The organism is Streptacidiphilus sp. EB103A, assembly GCF_041261405.1.
Taxonomy (GTDB): Bacteria; Actinomycetota; Actinomycetes; order Streptomycetales; family Streptomycetaceae; genus Streptacidiphilus.
The window spans coordinates 163,731-184,923 of record NZ_JBGCAQ010000011.1 but is presented as its reverse complement, the minus strand read 5'-3'; the positions used below and the strand labels follow the sequence as shown (position 1 = coordinate 184,923).

19 protein-coding genes are annotated in these 21,193 nt (G+C 71.2%); 3 read left to right on the top strand and 16 right to left on the bottom strand.

Annotated elements, in window-relative coordinates:
- Window positions 1-4: 4 nt before the first annotated feature.
- The 3 genes from nadD to ABH941_RS19820 form a co-directional block, all read right to left on the bottom strand.
- A complete protein-coding gene (nadD, locus tag ABH941_RS19830; RefSeq protein ID WP_370130744.1) occupies window positions 5-637 on the bottom strand; it encodes a nicotinate-nucleotide adenylyltransferase in 633 nt (210 codons plus the stop codon).
- A 65-nt stretch (window positions 638-702) separates the two neighbouring features.
- Window positions 703-858, bottom strand: coding sequence for a hypothetical protein (locus ABH941_RS19825; RefSeq protein ID WP_370130743.1), 156 nt, complete (start codon window positions 856-858; stop codon window positions 703-705).
- A 115-nt stretch (window positions 859-973) separates the two neighbouring features.
- Window positions 974-1,117, bottom strand: a complete 144-nt coding sequence (locus ABH941_RS19820; RefSeq protein ID WP_166682523.1) for a hypothetical protein — start codon at window positions 1,115-1,117, stop codon at window positions 974-976.
- Window positions 1,118-1,350: 233 nt separating this feature from the next.
- Between ABH941_RS19820 and ABH941_RS19815 the strand changes: the two genes are divergently transcribed.
- The gene (locus tag ABH941_RS19815; RefSeq protein ID WP_370130742.1) at window positions 1,351-2,448 is read left to right on the top strand and encodes a M48 family metallopeptidase; all 1,098 of its coding nucleotides are present in this window, start codon (window positions 1,351-1,353) and stop codon (window positions 2,446-2,448) included.
- Between the two features lie 48 nt (window positions 2,449-2,496).
- On the opposite strand, the gene ABH941_RS19810 is transcribed toward ABH941_RS19815, so the two are convergent.
- The 11 genes from ABH941_RS19810 to ABH941_RS19760 form a co-directional block, all read right to left on the bottom strand.
- Window positions 2,497-3,702, bottom strand: coding sequence for a hypothetical protein (locus ABH941_RS19810; RefSeq protein WP_370130741.1), 1,206 nt, complete (start codon window positions 3,700-3,702; stop codon window positions 2,497-2,499).
- A 115-nt stretch (window positions 3,703-3,817) separates the two neighbouring features.
- On the bottom strand, window positions 3,818-4,291 hold the full coding sequence (locus tag ABH941_RS19805) for a hypothetical protein (protein WP_370130740.1): 474 nt from the start codon (window positions 4,289-4,291) through the stop codon (window positions 3,818-3,820).
- 103 nt (window positions 4,292-4,394) lie between these two features.
- Entirely contained in the window at window positions 4,395-5,741 is a 1,347-nt protein-coding gene (locus ABH941_RS19800; RefSeq protein ID WP_370130739.1) for a glutamate-5-semialdehyde dehydrogenase, read from the bottom strand.
- Between the two features lie 31 nt (window positions 5,742-5,772).
- Window positions 5,773-6,264, bottom strand: coding sequence for a hypothetical protein (locus tag ABH941_RS19795; RefSeq protein WP_134005130.1), 492 nt, complete (start codon window positions 6,262-6,264; stop codon window positions 5,773-5,775).
- Between the two features lie 72 nt (window positions 6,265-6,336).
- Window positions 6,337-7,452, bottom strand: a complete 1,116-nt coding sequence (gene proB, locus ABH941_RS19790; protein ID WP_370130834.1) for a glutamate 5-kinase — start codon at window positions 7,450-7,452, stop codon at window positions 6,337-6,339.
- Window positions 7,453-7,554: 102 nt separating this feature from the next.
- Window positions 7,555-8,574 (bottom strand): adenosine deaminase, encoded by a 1,020-nt coding sequence (locus ABH941_RS19785; RefSeq protein WP_370130738.1) that lies wholly within the window; start codon window positions 8,572-8,574, stop codon window positions 7,555-7,557.
- A 5-nt stretch (window positions 8,575-8,579) separates the two neighbouring features.
- Complete coding sequence (gene obgE / locus ABH941_RS19780; protein ID WP_370130737.1) at window positions 8,580-10,073, bottom strand: GTPase ObgE; 1,494 nt, start codon at window positions 10,071-10,073, stop codon at window positions 8,580-8,582.
- Window positions 10,074-10,202: 129 nt separating this feature from the next.
- Window positions 10,203-10,457, bottom strand: coding sequence for a 50S ribosomal protein L27 (gene rpmA / locus ABH941_RS19775; RefSeq protein ID WP_370130736.1), 255 nt, complete (start codon window positions 10,455-10,457; stop codon window positions 10,203-10,205).
- Between the two features lie 12 nt (window positions 10,458-10,469).
- Window positions 10,470-10,784, bottom strand: a complete 315-nt coding sequence (gene rplU, locus ABH941_RS19770; protein WP_030250665.1) for a 50S ribosomal protein L21 — start codon at window positions 10,782-10,784, stop codon at window positions 10,470-10,472.
- 278 nt (window positions 10,785-11,062) lie between these two features.
- Complete coding sequence (locus tag ABH941_RS19765; RefSeq protein ID WP_370130735.1) at window positions 11,063-14,719, bottom strand: Rne/Rng family ribonuclease; 3,657 nt, start codon at window positions 14,717-14,719, stop codon at window positions 11,063-11,065.
- 217 nt (window positions 14,720-14,936) lie between these two features.
- On the bottom strand, window positions 14,937-15,728 hold the full coding sequence (locus tag ABH941_RS19760) for a TIGR03936 family radical SAM-associated protein (RefSeq protein ID WP_370130734.1): 792 nt from the start codon (window positions 15,726-15,728) through the stop codon (window positions 14,937-14,939).
- 297 nt (window positions 15,729-16,025) lie between these two features.
- Between ABH941_RS19760 and ABH941_RS19755 the strand changes: the two genes are divergently transcribed.
- Window positions 16,026-16,610, top strand: a complete 585-nt coding sequence (locus ABH941_RS19755; RefSeq protein WP_370130733.1) for a TerD family protein — start codon at window positions 16,026-16,028, stop codon at window positions 16,608-16,610.
- Window positions 16,611-16,658: 48 nt separating this feature from the next.
- Here the strand turns inward: ABH941_RS19755 and ABH941_RS19750 are convergent, their stop codons facing one another.
- Together ABH941_RS19750 and ABH941_RS19745 are read right to left on the bottom strand one after the other, a co-directional pair.
- Window positions 16,659-18,629: a TIGR03960 family B12-binding radical SAM protein gene (locus ABH941_RS19750; RefSeq protein WP_370130732.1), complete on the bottom strand. Its 1,971-nt coding sequence runs from the start codon at window positions 18,627-18,629 to the stop codon at window positions 16,659-16,661.
- 36 nt (window positions 18,630-18,665) lie between these two features.
- Window positions 18,666-19,361 carry a BTAD domain-containing putative transcriptional regulator gene (locus ABH941_RS19745; protein ID WP_370130731.1) on the bottom strand — a complete coding sequence of 232 codons (696 nt, stop codon included), beginning with the start codon at window positions 19,359-19,361 and terminating at the stop codon, window positions 18,666-18,668.
- A gap of 211 nt (window positions 19,362-19,572) precedes the next feature.
- On the opposite strand from ABH941_RS19745, the gene ABH941_RS19740 reads away from it, so the two are divergent.
- Entirely contained in the window at window positions 19,573-21,150 is a 1,578-nt protein-coding gene (locus ABH941_RS19740) for a protease pro-enzyme activation domain-containing protein (protein ID WP_370130730.1), read from the top strand.
- The last annotated feature ends 43 nt before the right edge of the window (window positions 21,151-21,193 follow it).

Below are 21,193 nucleotides of genomic sequence, written 5' to 3'. Positions count from 1 at the left end.
CCTTTCAGTTCGTGCTGCTCGGGTCGAGATAGAGCCTGCGCTTGTCGATGTAGCGGACCACACCGTCCGGTACCAGGTACCAGACCGGCTCGCCACGGGCGACCCGGACCCGGCAGTCGGTGGAGGAGATGGCCAGCGCGGGCACCTCGACCAGGGACACGCCTCCCTCGGGCAGACCCGGGTCCGACAAAGTGTGCCCTGGACGGGTCACTCCGATGAAGTGCGCGAGGTCAAAGAGCTCCTCGGCGTTCCGCCAGGAGAAGATCTGGCTCAGCGCGTCGGCGCCGGTGATGAAGAAGAGGTCCGCGTCGGCGTGCTCGGCACGGAGGTCCCGCAGGGTGTCCGTGGTGTACGTCGGCCCCTTGCGGTCGACGTCGATGCGACTGACCGAGAACTGGGGGTTGGAGGCGGTGGCGATGACCGTCATCAGATAGCGGTCCTCGGCCGGGGACACCGGCCGGCGGTCCTTCTGCCAGGGCTCACCCGTGGGGACGAAGATCACTTCGTCCAGGTGGAACTGGCTGGCCACCTCACTGGCGGCGACCAGGTGGCCGTTGTGGATCGGGTCGAAGGTGCCGCCCATGACGCCGATGCGCTTCTTCACTGGCCCGTCTCCGAGCTCAGGCTGCTCTCCCATGAGCGCTCACCCTACGTGGTCCGCGCGACGGAGGTACGCCCGGCCGAGGCCGGGCGGCCGGGCGACTAGCGGTCCTTGTTGAAGCGGGTCGTGAGGAAGAGCAGGATCAGCAGCACGACGAGCGCGCCGCCGCCGGTCACGATCGGGTTGAGGCTGTGGTGGGCGTCACTGCTCTCCGCGAGGACGGAGCGGACGGGCGCAGCGGCTGCGTGGAGGCTCATCGGTGGCGGACCTTCTGACTCGGAGGCGTGCGGGGGGCCTGCTGGATCGTGCTCATGGTACGGGCAGCACACCAGGAACTGCTCGGCGGCTCCACACGTCTGACTCCGTGTGCGCTCATTCGCGGTAGCCGCGCAGCAGGAAGACAGCGAGGAAGACGACGCCGACGACGGCGCAGATGACGATGATCCGCAGGAACATCCCCGGGCCGCTGCCGTTGGAGATGGCGGCCAGCTGCTGCAGAGCGGTGGTGGTGCGCATGGGGCGGGACTCCTCGGGGGTACGGCCGGACGACTCAGCCTAGACCCGGCCCGGTGCGGAATTGTCGGCGGGATCGCCGGTCGTCGTGGGCCGCCCGGCGTAGTGTGGCGAACGAAGTTCCGGGGACGAGCGGCAGCAGGGCGGAAAGCAGCTGTGCAGCAGAGGACTTACACAGGACGGCGGGGGCCCGGCGGTGGCGCCGGGGTCCGCTGTCGATCGGGAGGAAGCAGCAGATGACCCAACCCACCGAAGGCAGCGTGCCGAGCCGGAACCGCAAGCGCTTCCCCGGCATCTCCACTCGTGCCTGGGAGCACCCCGCCGACCGCTCCGCGCTGGTTGCGCTGCGCAAGCTCAGCGGCTTCGACGACATCCTCAAGAAGCTCGGCGGCATGGTCTCCGAGCGCGCCGTGCGGCTGATGTTCCTGGCCTCCGCGGTCCGCGCCTCGGAGCGCCAGTTCGCGCACCTGCACGACATGGTGCGGGACGCCGCCTACATCCTGGACCTGGAGAAGGTCCCGCCGCTCTACGTCACCCAGGACCCGGTCCCGAACGCCATGTGCATCGGCATGGACTCCCCGGTGATCGTGGTGACCACCTCGCTCGTCGAACTGCTCGACGAGGAGGAGATGCGGGCCGTGATCGGCCACGAGGTCGCCCACGCCATGTCCGGGCACGCCGTGTACCGGACCATGCTGATCATCCTCACCAACCTGGCCACCAGGATCGCCTGGATCCCGCTGGGCGGGATCGCCGTCCTGGCGATCATCACCGCGCTCAAGGAGTGGTTCCGCAAGTCGGAGATCTCCTGCGACCGGGCCGGGCTGCTGGTCGGCCAGGACCTCCAGGCGTCGATGCGCGGCCTGATGAAGCTGGCCGGCGGCCACCACCTGCACGAGATGAACACCGACGCCTTCCTGGAGCAGGCCGACGAGTACGACCGCGCCGGGGACCTGCGCGACGGCGTGATCAAGCTGCTGCAGCTGCTGCCGCAGACCCACCCGTTCGTGGCGGTGCGGGTGCAGAAGCTGAAGAAGTGGGCCGAGAGCGAGGAGTACAGCTCCATCATGGCCGGGGCCTACCCGCGCCGGGAGCAGGACGGCGACGCCTCGGTCACCGACCAGATGAAGGCGGCGGCGGACTCCTACGCGCAGTCCTTCAAGGAGAGCAAGGACCCGCTGATGGGTCTGATCCGCGATGTGGCCGGCGGCGCCGGGGACATCGGCGGCAAGCTGCGGGATGCCTTCTCCGGAAGTCGCAGTGCCGGCAACCGTGGCGGCAGCAACGACACCACGACCGAGCCACCGGCCGAGCCGGGCGCGGCACCGGCCTGACGGCCGCTCAGCAGTTCCGTTCGAACCTGGCCGACGTCCTGGCTCTGCTCAGGGCGTCGGCCCGCTCATGACCCCGCAGAGGGACCAGACGCTGCGGCTCTGGTCGTAGGGGTCGACGACGGCCTGGGTCGGCGAGGCGGAGACAGCGGCGGAAGCGGCGGGGCTCGCCTTCGTGGAGGCGGCGGCCGTTGCCGTCGTGGTCGGCAGGGCCGGGGTGAAGTACCTGGCGGCGCTCGCGGCGTCGCAGGCCATCGGGCCGGCCTCGGTCGCCGAGGTGGTCAGCTCGACCCGGTTGGCGGCGAGGTCCGCAGCGGTGAAGCGGTAGACGACCTGCCTGCGGACCGTGAACAGAACGGTGGGCTGCTGGGTCCCGTCGGCGGACACCGGGGTCAGCGCGTAGACGAAGGTGTGGTCACCGGTCAGCTGGAGCGCGCCGTCCACCTCCTGCGGCACGGTGAACGAACCCTGTACCCGGGTCTCCTGGCCTGCGGCGGCCTTCACCTTCGACGCGTCGAAGCGCACCAGCCAGCCGGTCGCCTCGTGCTTGCCGTCGTCGGCCGGATTGCTGATGCTCTGGTCGAACTGGCTCCGCTGCCCGGACGCCAGCAGGTCGCGGACCAGATCGGTCCTGCCGCCGAACAGGACGCCGGTGTCCAGCGAGGACACCTCCACGTAGTTCTGAGCCAGGATCAGCGCCTGGGCGACCTGGTTCTTGCTGAAGTGGTCGGTCGCTCCGGCGTTGGGCAGGATGAGTCCGGCGGGTCCCAGCGCGTAGTTCCTGGGGTCGACCTCGGTCGACGCGGACGCGCCCGCACTGGCGCCCGCACTGGCGCTCGCCGTCGCGGTCACGGCCGCGGTGGTGGTAGCGGTGGCCGTGGCACTCCCGCTCGCCACCGGCGCCAGCGTGGGGACGCCGCCGGCACCCGGCTGCAGGGCGACCACGGTCATGCTGAGCTCGGCGGCGGAACCGGCGCCCGCCTGGGGGTAGGGATGCTTGGTCCCCAGGTACACGGCGGCCGAGAAGGCGATCGCGACCAGCAGCATCAGCGCCAGCGCCTGCCGCGAGAGCCCGCCGCCACGCAGGCCCCGGCCGCGGATGGGCCGGCTGCCGGCCGACAGCCGTTCCTGCGCCGAGAGCTCCTGGATCCGGGCAGCCCTCACAAACGATTCGTCGAAAACGACGGATCGGAACTCGTCATCGCCACCGGCACCGCCCTCGGGCGTGCCCTCCGGTGGTTCCGCCCGGCCTGCCATGGCACAAGGGTATGTCGGTCCAAGGACAGTGAAGGGTGCTCATAGGCCAACTTCTGGGCCGGTTCTGAGAGATTCCTCACCCGGCCGGGACCCGATCGAGGTCAGGACGGCATGGCTAGCGCGGCGACGCGGTCGCTGCCGTCGAGGAGACCGGGGCCGAGGCGCTGCCCCCGGTTCCGCTGGTGGGCCGTTGCACCGACTGGCCGCTCTCGCTTCCGGTGCCCCGGTAGACGGCGGCTGCCGCGACCATCACCGCGAGCATCCCGATCACCACCAGCATCAGCCGGGCGATGATCCGCTGCCAGCGGCCGGGGTGAGCCTGATGCCGTCCCCGCGCAGGGCCGAACGGGGTCACCGGCCGGCCCGCCGTGGCGGTCCGGCCCGCGGCGGAGCCGGCTGCGGCCCTGCCCCGGCGGCGGCCGGGGGCGCGCAACGCCAGGCTGCGCTCGGCGGCCGACGGTTCATGGATCAGCGCGGCGAGGACGAACGCCTCGTCGAAGACCATGCCGTCGAAGATGTCGGCCGGGTCGCTGTCGGGCTGTCCGGCGTCAGCATCGCCGGAGCCGGTGTCGAAGCCATCGGGATTCACGGGACCCCCCAGGTACTCGGTCGCACCACTCCCAGCAGAGTAGCGCCGGGTCCCGCGCTTGTCTGTGCCTTACTGCACAGGCCACCCTGCCGTCACCGGCCGCTCACCCCCGTACATGCCCGTCGCCGGTGACGATGTACTTGGTTGAGGTCAGCTCGGGAAGGCCCATGGGACCGCGGGCGTGCAGCTTCTGGGTGGAGATGCCGATCTCCGCGCCGAAGCCGAACTGGCCGCCGTCGGTGAACCGGGTCGAGGCGTTGACAGCGACCGTGGTGGCGTCGACCAGCTGGGTGAACCGGCGGGCGGCGGACTGAGAGGTCGTCACGATCGCCTCGGTGTGGCCCGAGGACCACAGCCGGATGTGCGCGACGGCGGCCTCCAGCGAGTCCACGACGCCGGCCGCGATGTCGTAGGAGAGGTACTCGGTCTCCCAGTCCTCGACGGTCGCCGGGACGACGGTCGCCTTGGAGTCCGGCGCGTAGGCCAGCACCCGGTCGTCGGCGTGCACGGTCACCCCGGCCTCGGCCAGCGCGTCCAGCGCCAGCGGGACGAAGGCGTCGGCGACGTCCTTGTGCACCAGCAGGGTCTCCGCGGCGTTGCAGACGCTCGGCCGGGAGGCCTTGGAGTTCACCAGGATCTGCACCGCCATGGCCAGGTCGGTCTCCGCGTCGACGTAGACATGGCAGTTGCCGGTACCGGTCTCGATCACCGGAACGGTGGAGTTCTCGACGACGTTGCGGATCAGCGCCGCCCCGCCGCGCGGGATCAGCACGTCCACCATGCCCCGGGCCCGCATCAGCTCGGTCACCGACTCCCGGCTCTCCCCCGGCACCAGCTGGATGCAGTCGGCCGGCAGCCCGGCGCCCCCGACGGCGTCCCGCAGCACCTCCACCAGCTTGCGGTTGGAGGAGTACGCGGAGGAGGAGCCCCGCAGCAGCACCGCGTTGCCGGACTTCAGGCAGAGCGCGGCCGCGTCCACGGTGACATTGGGGCGGGCCTCGTAGATGATCCCGACGACGCCCAGCGGCACCCGCACCTGGCGCAGGTCCAGGCCGTTCGGCAGGGTCGAGCCGCGGACGACCTCGCCGACCGGGTCGGGCAGCCCGGCGACATGCCGCACATCCGCGGCGATGGCGGCGACCCGCTCCCGGTTCAGCGTCAGCCGGTCGATGATCGACTCGCTGGTGCCCGCCTCCCGGGCCCGCTCAATGTCCTCGGCGTTGGCCTCGACGATCTCCCGGGTGCGCACCACCAGGGCGTCGGCGATGGCGAGCAGCGCCTCGTCCTTGGGCGTGCGCGGCAGCGGCGCCAGCTCGTTGGCCGCGGCCTTGGCCCGGTAGGCGGCCCTCAGCACCGGCGACTGCGGCAGCGGGGAGGGCAGGTCCGGCGAGGGGAACGCGGTCAGCGGGGTGCCGTCGAGGGGGAGGTCGGATTCGGGGCTGCTGCTCATGGCGGAAAGCCTATCCGTCCGGGGCCGGACCTCAGTACGGATGGACCCCGCCGAGGAAGGCCCGTGACTCTCCGTAGCCCTCCGCTATCCGCTTGTGGTAGGTCGGCCGGTCCACGACCTCCAGGCCGACGATCTCCCAGGGCGGGAGCTGCGCGGTGGCCTTGTGCTCGCCCCACAGCCGCAGGGCCATCGCCGCCGCGTCCTGGAGGTCCTCGGCCTGCTCCCAGTAGCGGATCTCGCCGTGGTCGGCGGCATAGCGCGCGGTCAGGAAGGGCGTGTGGTCGTGGGCCAGCTGTTCGAGACCGCGCTTGAGCTCGGTCAGCGGGGTGGCCGGGCCCGCGACGCTGAGCACCACATGCCAGAGCCGGGCCCGGCTGCCGTCCTCCTCCAGGGAGGCCGACGGGCCGGGGGCGTCCTGGGTCGCGGCATCGGCGCGCGCCGTCCTGGACGCGCCCCCGTTGATGCTGGTGAGCACCGGATCGGCCGTCCCCGCAGATCTCGCACCCTGGCGCCTGCGTCCCACCGGCGGCCTCCTGTCGACGATCTCGGGCGGTGCAGTACGTACGGCGGACAACGCTGTCAGGACGGCCCCCGCTCAGTGCTCCCGGGCGTCCGGAAGCACCACCAGGTCGTCGCGGTGCACCACCTCGCGCTCGTACTCGGGACCCAGCTCCCGCGCCAGGTCCCGGGAGGACCTCCCCAGCAGCCGGGGAAGCTCCCTTACATCAAAGTTGACCAGCCCTCGCGCTACGATGTGGCCGTTTTCGTCAAGAAGGTCCACCGGATCGCCCGCAGCGAAATCACCCTCAACTCCGGTAACCCCGGCGGCCAGCAGCGAGGTACGGCGTTCGACCACGGCCCGCACCGCCCCGGCGTCCAGGCGCACCGCGCCGCGCGGAGCACTGGCGTGCTCCAGCCACAGCAGCCGGTCGGCGGAGCGCCGCCCGGTGCGGTGGAACAGGGTGCCGGTGGCCCGCCCGGCCAGGGCGTCGGCGGCGTGGCTGGCGGCGGTGAGCACCACCGGGATGCCCGCGCCGGTGGCGATCCTGGCCGCGTCGACCTTGGTGACCATGCCGCCGGTGCCCACCCCGGCCTTTCCCGCGCTGCCGATGGTCACCCCGGCCAGGTCCTCGGGGCCGCGCACCTCGTCGATCCTGCTGCTCCCCGGTTTGCTGGGGTCGCCGTCGTACAGCCCGTCCACGTCCGAGAGCAGCACCAGCAGGTCCGCGCGAACCACATGCGCGACGATCGCGGCGAGCCGGTCGTTGTCGCCGAACTTGATCTCGGCGGTGGCCACCGTGTCGTTCTCGTTCACCACCGGCACCGCGCCCATCACCAGCAACTGCTCCAGGGTGCGGTACGCGTTGCGGTAGTGCGCGCGCCGGCTGGCGTCCTCGGCGGTGAGCAGCACCTGCCCGGCGCGCAGCCCGTAGCGGGCGAAGGAGGCGGTGTAGCGGGCCATCAGCAGCCCCTGGCCGACGCTGGCGGCGGCCTGCTGCCGGGCCAGGTCCCTGGGCCGCTTCGCCAGCCCCAGCGGGGCCAGCCCGGCGGCGATGGCTCCGGAGGAGACCAGCACCACCTCGGCGCCCTCGGTCCGGGTCTTGGCGAGGACGTCGACCAGGGCGTCCACCCGGTCCGCGTCCAGACCGCCGGACGCGGTGGTCAGCGAGGAGGAACCGACCTTGACGACGATCCGGCGCGCCTTGAGCACGTCGTCCCGCAGGGTGCCTGTCACGTCGTCCGCTCCCGGGCTCATGGTTCGTGTCCGCCGCGCAGCAATGTACGCGAAGCGGACACCGGGCTCATCTTCGTTTCACGAGGTGGGAAGGTACGCGTCCAGCTCGGCCAGCAGTTCGGCCCTGCGGGCCTCGTCCAGGAACGACGCCTTGAAGGAGTTCCGCGCCAGCAGCCGCAGTTGATCGTCCGTCAGTCCGAGGGCGGTACGCAGTCCCTGGTAGTTGTCCTCGACGTAGCCGCCGAAGTAGGACGGGTCGTCGGAGTTGACGGTGACCAGCAGACCCGCCGCGAGCATCGCCGGCAGCGGGTGCTCCTCCAGCCGGTCCACGCAGCGCAGCCGGACGTTGGAGAAGGGGCAGACGGTCAGCGGGATCTGCTCCGTCACCAGCCTGGCCACCAGCGCCTCGTCCTCCAGGCAACGGATGCCGTGGTCGATCCGCTCCACGCCGAGCAGGTCCAGCGCCTCGGTGATGTAGGAGGGCGGGCCCTCCTCCCCCGCGTGCGCGACCAGCCGCAGCCCGAGCCGCTTGGCCTCCGCGTACACCTCGGTGAACTTGGCCGGCGGGTGGCCGACCTCGGCGGAGTCCAGGCCGACGGCCGAGATCCGGTCCAGGTACGGGGCGGCGTCCGCGAGGGTCCTCAAGGCGTCCTCGGCGGAGAGGTCGCGCAGGAAGCTGAGGATCAGCCCGGTGGAGACGCCGTGGCGCTCCAGGCTGGTCCCCAGCGCCGCGGACAGCCCCCGGATCACCGTGCCGATCTCCACGCCGCGGGCGGTGTGCGCCTGCGGGTCGAAGAAGATCTCGGCGTGCCGCACCCCCTGCGCCGCCGCGCGCTCCAGGTAGGCCTCCGCCAGGTCGGCGAAGTCCTGCTCGGTCTGGAGTACGGCGGTCAGCCGGTAGTACAGGTCCAGGAAGGACTGCAGGTCACTGAAGGCATACGCGGAGCGGAGCTCGTCCGGCGTCGCGTACGGCAGGTCGACGCCGTTGCGCTCGGCCAGCGCGAAGGCCAGCTCGGGCTCCAGGGTGCCCTCGATGTGCAGGTGCAGCTCCGCCTTGGGCAGCGGGGTGTGCGGCGTCTTGTTGTACGGCGTGCTCATGCTGGTCAGTTGTCCTCGTACTCGTCGAACTCTTCGGCGGCGGGCTCGATCTCACGACGCGGCAGCGGGTCGAACCGGGCGAACTCGGAGGCGGCGTCGTCGCGGACGGCCTCCTTCTCGCGGCGACGGGTGACCGCGTCACGCGGGGACTCGAACCGGTGGTCCTCGCCGCGGCGGCCCAGCATCTCCGCGCCCGCGGCCATGCTCGGCTCCCAGTCGAAGACCACGGCGTTCTCGGTGGCGCCGATGACGACGGTGTCGCCCTCCTTGGCCCCGGCCTTGGCCAGCTCGACCTCGACGCCGAGCCGGGCCAGCCGGTCCGCGAGGTAGCCGACGGCCTCGTCGTTGGAGAAGTCGGTCTGCTTGATCCAGCGCTCGGGCTTGCCGCCGAGGATGCGGTAGAGGTCCTCGTTCGCGTCGTAGCTGACGGTGAAGCCGGCGTCGTCCACCGCGGTGGGCCGCAGCACCACCCGGGTGACCTGCTCGACCGGCTTGGCCGCGCGGGCCTCGGCGACGATCCGGGCCAGGGCGAAGCTGAACTCGCGCAGACCCTTGCGGGACACCGCGGAGACGTCGAACACCTCAAGACCGCGCTCCTCCAGCGAGGCGCGGGTGATGTCGGCGAGGTCCTGCCCGTCCGGGACGTCGGTCTTGTTCAGGGCGACCAGCCGGGGCCGGTCCTCCAGGCCGCCGTAGAGCGCCAGTTCGGCCTCGATGGTGTCCAGGTCGGAGAGCGGGTCGCGGTCGGTCTCCAGGGTGGCGCAGTCCAGCACGTGCACCAGCACCTCGCAGCGCTCGACATGGCGCAGGAACTCCAGGCCGAGGCCCTTGCCCTGGCTGGCGCCGGGGATCAGCCCGGGCACGTCGGCGATGGTGTAGGTGGTGTCGCCCGCGGTGACCACGCCCAGGTTGGGGACCAGGGTGGTGAAGGGGTAGTCCGCGATCTTCGGCTTGGCTGCGGAGAGCACCGAGATCAGCGAGGACTTGCCGGCGCTGGGGTAGCCCACCAGGGCCACGTCGGCGACGGACTTGAGCTCCAGGACGATGTCCAGGCTCTCGCCGGGCTCGCCGAGCAGCGCGAAGCCGGGGGCCTTGCGCCGGGAGGAGGCCAGCGCGGCGTTGCCCAGGCCGCCGCGGCCGCCGGCCGCGATCACGAAGGTGGTGCCGAAGCCGACCAGGTCGGCCAGCACGTTGCCCTGCTTGTCCTGCACCACGGTGCCGTCCGGCACCGACAGCACCAGGTCGTTGCCGTCGCCGCCGGTGCGGTGGTCGCCGGCGCCGGGCTTGCCGTTGGTGGCGCTGCGGTGCGGGTGGTGATGGTAGTCGATCAGCGTGGTGACCTGGGGGTCGACCACGAGCAGCACATCGCCGCCCTTGCCGCCGCTGCCCCCGTCGGGGCCGCCCAGCGGCTTGAACTTCTCCCGGTGAACGGAGGCGCAGCCGTGGCCTCCGTTACCCGCGGCGACATGCAGCTCGACGCGGTCCACGAAGGTGGTCATGGTTGGAGCGCCTCTCGATAGGCAACAGGAATGTTCGAATGGGACCGGTGGTGCAAACACTGAGGGTGGACCGGAATGTTCCGATCCACCCTCAGTGTCGTGTATGGGACGTCCAACGGCAGGCCTGGATCAGGCGACCGGGACGACGTTCACGACGCGACGGCCACGGCGGGTGCCGAACTCCACCGCGCCGGCGTTCAGCGCGAACAGGGTGTCGTCGCCGCCACGGCCCACGCCGGAACCGGGGTGGAAGTGGGTGCCGCGCTGGCGGACGAGGATCTCGCCGGCGTTGACCTTCTGGCCGCCGAAGCGCTTGACGCCGAGGCGCTGAGCGTTCGAGTCACGACCGTTACGAGTAGAGCTTGCGCCCTTCTTGTGAGCCATTTCCGCCTCCCCTTACTTCGCCGTGTTGATGCTGGTCACGCGGAGCGCGGTGTGGCGCTGACGGTGGCCCATGCGCTTGCGGTAACCGGTCTTGTTCTTGTACTTCTGGATGTTGATCTTCTCGCCCTTGTGGTGGTCCACAACCTCGGCGGAGACCTTCACGCCCGCCAGGACCCAGGGGTCACTGGTGACCGAGTCACCGTCGACGACCAGGATCGTCGAAAGCTCAACGGTCTCGCCGACCTTGGCGTCAACCTTGTCGGACTCAAACACATCGCCGACAGCAACCTTGTGCTGCCGACCGCCGCTACGCACGATCGCGTACACCGCGAACCCACTCTCATCACTCGGTCGGAGCCCCTGATGCCAGCACTCCCCGCAGTGGAACGGCAGGGGGCCTCTCCCGGGCGCGAAGCTCGGAAGGTGGTTGCTCAGGAGCGGGGCGTGACGGTGCCGAAATGCAAAGCACGCCGAGGGTCAAGGCTACGGAACCACGGCCTGCGGGTCAAACCGCCCCAGGTGGGACAGGGTCCGCCCGGCAACGCCGCAGCCCGTACCTGTCCTCGGAACGGAGACAGGTACGGGCTGCGGCTGCGCGTGCGCTGCTACTCGGCCGCCTCGGGGGCGGGAGCGTCCGTGCTCGCGGTCTTCTTGACGGCGCGCTTGGCGGCGGTCTTCTTGGCCGGCGTCCCGTCAGTCGCAGTCTTCTTCGCCGGCGCCTTGTCAGCAGCCGCCTTCTTGGCCGGGGCCCTCTTCACGGCCTTCTTGGCCGGGGCGGCGTTCTCTTCTGTCGGCTCGCCCTCGACCGCCGCCGTCTTCTTGGCAGCAGTCTTGCGTGGGGCACGCTTACGCGGGGCCGGGGCCTCGACCACAGCCTCAGCGGGCGCTTCCTCGGGCTCGGCAACGGGCTCGGCGATGAGCACCGGCTCGGGAGCGACCTCCGGCTCCGGCACGACCTCGGGCTCGACTGCCGCCGGCTCGGGCGTCCGCGCCGGGACGACCACCACGGCCGCCTCCTGCGCGGCGGGGGGCCCCGCAGGCGAGGTCGCCTTGCGGACCGCGCGACGGCGGGTCCGCCCCGGGCGCGCGGAGGACTCGATCATCGCCTCGGCCAGTTCCTCGGCCTCGGCCTGGACCGCGGCGTCCACCGGGGCAGGTTCGACCACAACAGGCGCAGCCACGACCACCGGTTCGGGCAGCACGATCTCCAGGTCCTCCGCCTCGGCGGCGTCCTCGGCCGTCAGGCCGTTGGTGACCAGGTCCTGGGCGAGCTCCTCCAGTGTCTCCTCGCGCACCGGCGTCTCCACCTGGTACGGCGCCTCCTGGTACGCAGAGTCCCCGCCCCGGCCGCGACGGCGGCGCTTGCTGCCGCCGCTGCCGCTGCCCTGCTCCGACGCGGCGTCCTCGTCGGACTCCACCGGAGCGGCCTGCTCCAGGTGCATCGGGCCGGAGAAGCCCTTCGGCGGCGGCGGGGCCTGCTCCATGTGCACGATGACGCCGCGTCCGTTGCAGTGCACGCAGGTCTCGGAGAAGGACTCCAGCAGGCCCTGGCCGACCCGCTTGCGGGTCATCTGCACCAGGCCCAGCGAGGTGACCTCGGCCACCTGGTGCTTGGTCCGGTCCCGGCCCAGGCACTCCAGCAGCCGGCGCAGCACCAGGTCGCGGTTGGACTCCAGCACCATGTCGATGAAGTCGATCACGATGATGCCGCCGAGGTCGCGCAGCCGCAGCTGGCGCACGATCTCCTCGGCCGCCTCGATGTTGTTGCGGGTGACGGTCTCCTCGAGGTTGCCGCCCTGCCCGGTGAACTTCCCGGTGTTGACGTCGACCACGACCATGGCCTCGGTCTTGTCGATCACCAGCGAGCCGCCGCTGGGCAGCCAGACCTTGCGGTCCAGCGCCTTCATCAGCTGCTCGTCGATGCGGTACGTCGCGAAGACGTCCACCTCGGAGGTCCACCGCTGGAGCCGGGGCACCAGGTCCGGGGCGACCCCGGCCACGTACTCGTGGATGGTCTTCCAGGCGGTGTCGCCGGAGACGATGACCTTGGTGAAGTCCTCGTTGAAGATGTCGCGGACGACGCGGACGGTCATGTCCGGCTCGCCGTAGAGGAGGGTCGGCGCGTTGCCGCTGCTGACCTTCTTCTGGATGTCCTCCCACTGCTGCTGCAGCCGCAGGACGTCGCGGGTCAGCTCGTCCTCGGAGGCGCCCTCGGCGGCGGTGCGCACGATCACGCCGGCGTCGTCGGGGACGATCTTCTTGAGGATGTTCTTCAGCCGGGCCCGCTCGGTGTCGGGCAGCTTGCGGCTGATCCCGGTCATCGAGCCCTCGGGCACGTACACCAGGTAGCGGCCGGGCAGCGAGATCTGGCTGGTCAGCCGGGCGCCCTTGTGGCCGATCGGGTCCTTGGAGACCTGGACCAGCACGGACTGACCGGACTTCAGCACCGACTCGATCCGGCGCGGGCCGCCCTTGACGCCCAGGGCGCCGAAGTTGACCTCACCGGCGTAGAGCACCGCGTTGCGGCCCTTGCCGATGTCGATGAAGGCGGCCTCCATCGACGGCAGCACGTTCTGGACCTTGCCGAGGTACACATTGCCGACGTACGAGGTGGCCTGCTCCTTGTTGACGTAGTGCTCCACCAGCACGTCGTCCTCAAGGACGCCGATCTGGGTGCGCTCGCCGTTCTGACGGACCACCATGACCCGCTCGACGGCCTCGCGGCGGGCCAGGAACTCGGCCTCGGTGATGATCGGCACCCGGCGGCGGCCCTGCTCGCGGCCCTCGCGGCGGCGCTGCTTCTTCGCCTCCAGACGGGTGGAGCCCTTGATGGACTGCACCTCGTCCGGGTCGAACGGGACGTCGGCGCGGTCGCCGCCGGCGGCCGTACGACGACGCGGCTCGCGGACCTTCACCACGGTGCGCTCGGGGTCGTCCCCGGGGGCGGCGGTCTCGACCTCGGCGGCACTGTCGCCGCTGCGACGGCGGCGGCGCCGACGGCGACGGCTGGACGCGGACAGCGCCTCGCCCAGGTCCTCGTCGTCGTCCTCGTCGTCGCTGTCCGTGTAGTCGCCCTGCGCGCCCTGGACTGCCTCTTCCTGGGCGGAGGCGGCCGCGGGGGCTTCGAAGTCGTCGCCGTCACCGCGACGGCGACGACGGCCACCGCGACGGCGGCGGCGCGAGGGGCGGCCCTCGTCGTCACCGGCGAAGGAGCCCTGGGCGTCCTGCTCCTCGGCCGAGTCCTCGTCGAGTTCCTCGACGTCGAGGTCGGTCTCGTCCTCGGTCTCGTCCTCGTCCAGCACCGGCTGCGGGGCCTCGAGTGTCGCGGCCGGGGAGACCGCGCGGCGGCGGTTGCGGCGGCGGCCGGTCGGCGCGTCGTCCTCGGCGGACTGCTGCTCGGCCGGGGCCGGCTGGACGGCGGCCGGGGCGCGGCGCTCATCACTCAGCGGGGCGCGGCCGGAGGACAGCTGGAACACCGCCGGCGCGCTCGGCGGCGGCGGCGCGGAGGCGCGGCGGCTGCCGCGGCGGGCCGGCGCGGTCTCCTCGTCGGCTGCGGGGGTCTCGACCGGGGCGGTGTCCGCGGCAGGCGCGGCGACCGGTGCGGTGGCCCGGCGGCGGTTGCGGCGGCGCGGGTCCTCGGAACCTTCGGCGGACGTCTCGGCAGGCGTCACGGAGGCCGGCGCGGTGAACGCGGCCTGCGGCACCGCCGGGCGCGACGGGACCACGATCTCGGCGGGCTCCTGGAACACCGGAGCCTGGAAGACCGCTGTGGACGGCCGGACGGCCCGGCGGCGCGAGCGCGGAGCCGTCTCGACGACGGGCTCCTCAGCGGCGGGCGCGGACTCTTCCGCAACCGGCTCCTCGGTGACCGGGGCCGGCTCCGGCACGACGGCCACGCTCTCGGTCTCGGTCTCGACGACCGGCTCGGCCTTCTTGCGGGTACGGCGGGCACGCTTCACCGGCTCGGCGGCCGGGGCCGCCTCCTCGGCGGGGGTCTCGACCGTCGCAGCCTCGGCCACGGCCTCCACGATCGGCTCGGCCTCGGCCTTCTTGCGGGTACGGCGCACCCGCTTCACCGGCTCGGCGGCAGGGGCCGCCTCCTCGGCGGCAGGGGCCTCAGCGGCAGCGCCCTCGCCCTGCGGGGGTCCGGCCGGGCGGCTGGCCGCCCGGCGGCGGCGCGGTGCGGCCTTGGGGGCCGCACCCTCCGTGCCCACCGCTTCGTTTCGTTCGTTCTCTTCGTTCTGTTCGTTGATATCGAGCATCCGGGCGGTTCTCCCGTTCATGCCCCCGGGCGCCGCGCATGGTGAGCGGGCGCCGCACAGGGGCTTGCGTATGTCGATCGGTGCTCCGCTGTGCGGTGCGCCGATAAGTCTTTGGTCGTGCCTGTGGCAGTTCTCAGCGGGTTGTGTCCGGGGTCCCGGGTGGCTCCCAGGGGCCCTGGACGGGCTCCGACGACGCCGGACAGCCGACCGCCACTGCCTACGCGGGCTGCGGCTCGGCCGCCTCGGATGGGAGGGCCGGTGCCGCGCCACGGTCGGGCGCGAACGGGTCGGTCACCGTGCCGGACTCCTCGTCGAGCGGCCCCTGCGCCAGCCTGGTCACCCCAGCGGGGACCGGCAGCGCCAGGTCGGCCGTCACACGGAGACCGGACAGGACGTCATCAGGTCGCACGGCGGGTGTGGCGTGCCGAACAACCAGCCGCAGTATCGCACAGGCACGGCCTGCGGCGATATCGGTACTACTTTCAGGTAGGCCGGTCGCACCAGCGACGACCTGCGATTCGACCACCTGGAGGGCCACCACGGCGCCGCGCGCGTCGAAGGTGCGGACGCCGTTCTTGGTCTGCCGCTGCACCTCGACGCTCTCGGCGGCGAGGAACGCCGCCACAGCCGCCTCAGCCGCCTCCGGGGTCACTCCGTCCAGCCGCAGCTCCCAGACCGACGCCTCCAGCCGCTCCACGAAGTTCGGCGTCCGGACCTCGACCGCGTCGATCACGTCGAGCCCGGTCGGCAGCGACTCGTCCAGCTGCGCCCGCAGCTCCTCCGGGTCCCGCGGTGCGCTCAGGGCCAGCTCGACGTACTCGGCCTCACTGGCGGAGCCGGTGGGCGCCGCGTTGGCGAAACTGATCCTGGGGTGCGGCGAGAAGCCCGCCGAGTACGCCATCGGCACGGCCGAGCGGCGCAGCGCGCGCTCAAGGGCCCGCTGGAAGTCGCGGTGGCTGGTGAATCGCAGACGGCCGCGCTTGGTGTAGCGCAGTCGGATGCGCTGCACCACCGGTGCGGGCGGCGGACCGTCGGGCGTGCGGCGTGCCAGGGCGCTCAGTCCTTAGTGAGTAGTGGGGTACATCCGGACCCCACCAAGGGTACGCGGACCGGACAACGTGCTCTCACCCGCTGAATCCGGAGCAGCAAGGACGGCGACACCGCCCAACGCCTGCCGACAATCGGTAGAGCAAAGCCCCGCCTCCGGATATTCCGGGCGGGGCCGCCGCTGTGACGGTGTCTCAAGCGGCGTCGACACGGCACACTGTGCGCATCACGGTACCTTCACCAAAAGGACGATCGACGGATGATAACGCTCACCAAGGAAGACGGACCCGCGGATCTCGACGGGGTGACCCACCTGTCCATCGGAGCGTCCTGGGACGCCACCGCGGGGAGCAGCGGCAAGCTGGCGGGGATGGTCCGCCGCAAGGTCGGCACCGACCTCGACCTGATCGGCATCGCCATGCAGGGGGCCGACCCGGTGCGCCTGGCCGGTCTGGACTCGCTCAACCCGTTGGGGAACGGCTCCTTGGTCCACAGCGGCGACAACCACACCGGGCACGGGGACGGTGACGACGAGGTGCTGACGGTGGACTTCGCCAACGTCCCGGGCAACATCACCTCGATCGTGTTCGTCGCCGCCGCCTTCAAGAAGGGGAGCTCCTTCCAGAAGGCGCGCAACATCAGCTTCAAGGTCTACGACGCGACCGGGGGAAGCTCCCAGCAGGTCGCCGACATCTGGCCGAGCCTGCTGAGCACGGACAACGGCCTCGCCGTGGCCAAGGCCATCCGCGTGGGCAACGGCTGGAAGCTCCAGGTGGTCAATGAGACCGGCAACATCAAGCAGGGTGACGAGCAGTCCCTGATGCGCTTCGCCATCAGCAAGTAGCAGGCGACAAGACGTCCTGCGGCCGAGCCCGGCCGCAGGACGTTCCGGTCAGTGGCTGTGCCCGCTCCCGCTGGCCGCCGGTTGCTTCACCGTCAGCGGAAGCAGCTTCACCCCGGTCGGGCCGATCTGGATGTCGAGGTCGAGCTGAGGACAGACCCCGCAGTCGAAGCAGGGGGTCCAGCGGCAGTCGTCCACCTCGACCTCCTCCAGCGAGTCCTGCCAGTCCTCCCAGAGCCAGTCCTTGTCCAGGCCGGAGTCCAGGTGGTCCCAGGGGAGGACCTCCTCGTACTGGCGTTCGCGGGTGGTGTACCAGGCGACGTCGACGCCGGTGCCGGCGAAGCCCTTCTCGGCGGCGCGCATCCAGCGGTCGTAGGAGAAGTGCTCGCGCCAGCCGTCGAAGCGGCCGCCGTCCTCGTAGACGGCACGGATCACGGCGCCCACGCGGCGGTCGCCGCGGGAGAGCAGGCCCTCGACGATCCCGGGCTTGCCGTCGTGGTAGCGGTAGCCGATGTTGCGGCCGTACTTCCGGTCGTTGCGGATGGCGTCGCGCAGCTTCAGCAGCCGGGCGTCGGTCTCCTCGACGCCGAGCTGCGGCGCCCACTGGAAGGGGGTGTGCGGCTTGGGGACGAAACCGCCGATGGAGACGGTGCAGCGGATGTCGTTCTGCCCGGTGACCTCGCGGCCCTTGGCGATGACGTTCTTCGCCATCTCGGCGATCTGCAGCACGTCCTCGTCGGTCTCGGTGGGCAGACCGGCCATGAAGTAGAGCTTCACCTGGCGCCAGCCGTTGCCGTAGGCGGCCGCGACGGTGCGGATGAGGTCCTCCTCGGACACCATCTTGTTGATGACCTTGCGGATCCGCTCGCTGCCGCCCTCGGGGGCGAAGGTCAGCCCGGAACGGCGGCCGTTGCGGGTGAGCTCGTTGGCCAGGTCGATGTTGAAGGCGTCGACCCGGGTGGACGGGAGGGACAGGCCGACCTTGTCCTCCTCGTAGCGGTCGGCGAGCCCCTTGGCGATGTCCGCGATCTCGGTGTGGTCGGCCGAGGACAGCGACAGCAGGCCCACCTCCTCGAACCCGGTCGCCTTGAGGCCGCGGTCGACCATCTCGCCGATGCCGGTGATGCTTCGCTCCCGCACGGGGCGCGTGATCATGCCGGCCTGGCAGAAACGGCAGCCGCGGGTGCAGCCGCGGAAGATCTCCACGGACATCCGCTCGTGGACCGTCTCCGCAAGCGGAACCAGAGGCTGCTTGGGGTAGGGCCACTCGTCCAAGTCCATCACAGTGTGCTTGGACACCCGCCACGGCACGCCGGAGATGGTGGGGACGACCCGGCCGATCCGGCCGTCCGGCAGGTACTCCACGTCGTAGAACCGGGGGACGTAGAAGCCGCCGGTCCTGGCCAGCCGGAACAGCAGCTCGTCGCGGGGGCTGCGGCCCTCCGCGCCGGGGCGGCCCTCGGCCTTCCAGGCCCGGATGATCTCGGTCATGTCCAGTACGGCCTGCTCGCCGTCGCCGACCACGGCCGCGTCCAGGAAGTCCGCGACCGGCTCCGGGTTGAACGCGGCGTGCCCGCCGGCCAGCACGATCGGGTCGTCGATCGTCCGGTCCTTCGACTCCAGCGGGATGCCCGCCAGGTCCAGCGCGGTGAGCATGTTGGTGTAGCCGAGCTCGGTGGAGAAGCTCAGGCCGAACACGTCGAACGCCCTGACCGGGCGGTGCGCGTCCACGGTGAACTGGGGAACCCGCTGCTCGCGCATCAGCTTCTCCAGGTCCGGCCAGACGCTGTAGGTGCGCTCGGCGAGCACGCCCTCGCGCTCGTTCAGCACCTCGTACAGGATCATGACGCCCTGGTTGGGCAGCCCGACCTCGTAGGCGTCCGGGTACATCAGGGCCCAGCGCACATCGCACGCGTCCCAGTCCTTGACGGTGGAGTTCAGCTCGCCACCGACGTACTGGATCGGCTTCTGGACGTGCGGGAGGAGGGCCTCCAGGCGCGGGAAGACCGACTCGACAGGCATAGAGGGGACTTTCGTGAAGACGGCAGGGCGGACCCTTCAGGATAACGCGGAGGTGGAGGAGGTCCGGACCGGAAGCAGCCGTCGCAGCAGCGGGGAGGGGTCCAGACCCAGCTCGGACCAGAGCAGTCGGCGGTAGGACTGGTAGTGGCGCAGCGCCTCGGAGGCGTTGCCCTCGCGCAGGTGCACTTCGATGACGGCCCGGTGGGCGCTCTCCCGGAGCGGCTCCATGGCGACGGCGCCCAGGGCCATCTCCAGCGCGCCGGCGCAGTCGCCCTCTTCCAGCAGGGCGGCGGCGAGCCGGTCCAGGGCGTGCAGGCAGAGCTGGCGCAGCTGCTCCTGCTTGGGCAGGACCCAGTCGTCGTACCAGTCCGGCAGCAGGTCGCCGCCGGTGAGGTAGGCGGGCTCGGGGCGAGGCGGGTCGGGCGGGCAGAGCAGGAGGGCGTTGAGCTCGGCGAGGTCCAGCCGGACCTTCTTGAGGTCGAGCACCACCCAGTCGCCGCGGGTGATCAGCAGGGGTTGCAGGCAGCGTTTGATCCGCCACAGGGCCGACCGCAGACAGGCGTGCGCCTGGGCCTCGGGGGCTTCCGGCCAGAGTGCGCCCACCAGGTGCTGGCGGGTCGAGGGGCCCACGACGGCCGTGTACGCGACGATCCGGCGTCCGGCCTCGGGAAGGGCGACCGGCTGACCGTCAGCGGTCAGCCGCCAGCCGCCGAGCAGTGAGAGTTCGATCATTGCGACCTCCGTCCGGTACGTGCTCCGGGTGGCTGTGCTCCGGATTGCTTTCCTGTGGGTGGTTTTCCCGTGGGGGCTCGGCACTGTGCACCCTTGTCTCGCCCGGGGGATGTGTCAACGGTCCGACCGGGCCAGTGCGCGGACGGTGACGGAGCGGTGACGCGCGGGGCCGTAGGCAGGGAGGCGACAGTCGACTTCTCAGGAGGATCCCATGACCGTCGTCAACGATCGTGTGGCACTGATCGGCAGCGAACGGCACATCATGAAGGGGCAGAGCCTGATCGGGCCTGCCGACTCGCACGAGAAGATCACGGTGACCGTGCAGGTCCGCCGCCACCCCGGCGCGGCGCAGACCCCGGACCTGGAGGAGACCGGGCGGCAGCGTCCGAGCCGGCGCACTCCCCTGGACCGCAAGGCCGTGATGGCCTCCCTCGCCGCCGACCCCAAGGACCTGGAGCAGGTCAAGCAGTTCGCCCAGAGCCACAAGCTCAAGGCTGAGCACGCCGACCCGGCCCAGCGCAGCATTCGCCTCACCGGCACCGTGCAGCAGCTCAACCAGGCCTTCGGGGTGCAGCTGAAGCAGTACCGCGAGGGCGAGCACACCTACCGCAGCCGCCAGGGCAGCATCTACGTACCCCGCCAGCTGCACGGAATCGTCGAGCGGGTGTCCGGTCTGACGAACCGTCCGCTCGCCTCGGCGCACCACAAGATGACGCCCAAGGCCGCGCAGGGCGTCACCGCGCAGCAGGTGGCCAGGCTGTACGACTTCCCGCAGGGGGTGGACTGCTCGGACCAGACCATCGCCCTGATCGAGCTGGGCGGCGGCTACAACCAGAAGGACCTGGACAGCTACTTCGGCGCCATGAAGCAGCGCTCGCCCAAGGTCGTCCCGGTCTTCGTGGACGGCGCCTCCAACGGCTACGGCGACCCGAACGGGGCCGACGGCGAGGTGGAACTGGACATCGAGATCGCCGGGTCCATCGCCGAGGGCGCGACCCTCGCGGTCTACTTCGCGCCCAACACCGAGCAGGGCTTCATCGACGCCGTCCAGGCCGCGGCGCACAGCAGCCAGTACCCGCCGACCTGCATCTCCATCAGCTGGGGCGCACCCGAGGACGCGGGCTGGACCGCGGCCGGACGCGCCGGCATGGACTCGGCGCTGCACACGGCCGCGGCCATGGGCATCACCGTACTCGCCGCCTCCGGCGACAACGGCAGCAACGACGGCGTCTACGACGGGCTGGCGCACTGCGACTTCCCGGCCTCCGACCCGTATGTGCTGTCCTGCGGCGGCACCTCGCTGCAGCTCGACGCCAAGGCCCAGCTCAAGAACGAGGTGGTCTGGAACAACGGCAACGGCTGGGCCACCGGCGGCGGCGTCAGCGAGGACTTCCTGCTCCCCGGCTGGCAGTCCGCTGACGAGGTCCCGCGCCAGGTCGACAGCGGGCAGCAGGGTCGCGGCGTCCCGGACATCGCCGGCAACGCCGACGCTCTGCGCAGCCCGTACGAGGTCGTGGTGGACGGCTCCTGGATGTCGGTGGGCGGCACCAGCGCGGTCGCGCCGCTGTACGCGGGGCTGCTGGCCGTGATCGCGGCGAGCAGCGGGACCAGGCCGGGCTTCGTCAGCCCGTACCTCTACCAGCTGTCCTCGCAGCCGAACCTGTACTTCGACGTCGACAGCGGCAGCAACGTCGTGCAGCCGGCGCCGGGCTACTCGGCCGGCAAGGGCTGGGACGCGTGCTCCGGCATCGGCCGGATCAACGGGAACCTGCTGCTCCAGCAGATCTGACCCGATGCGGTCGGAGCGTCCCGGCACCCGGAAGTCACTCGGG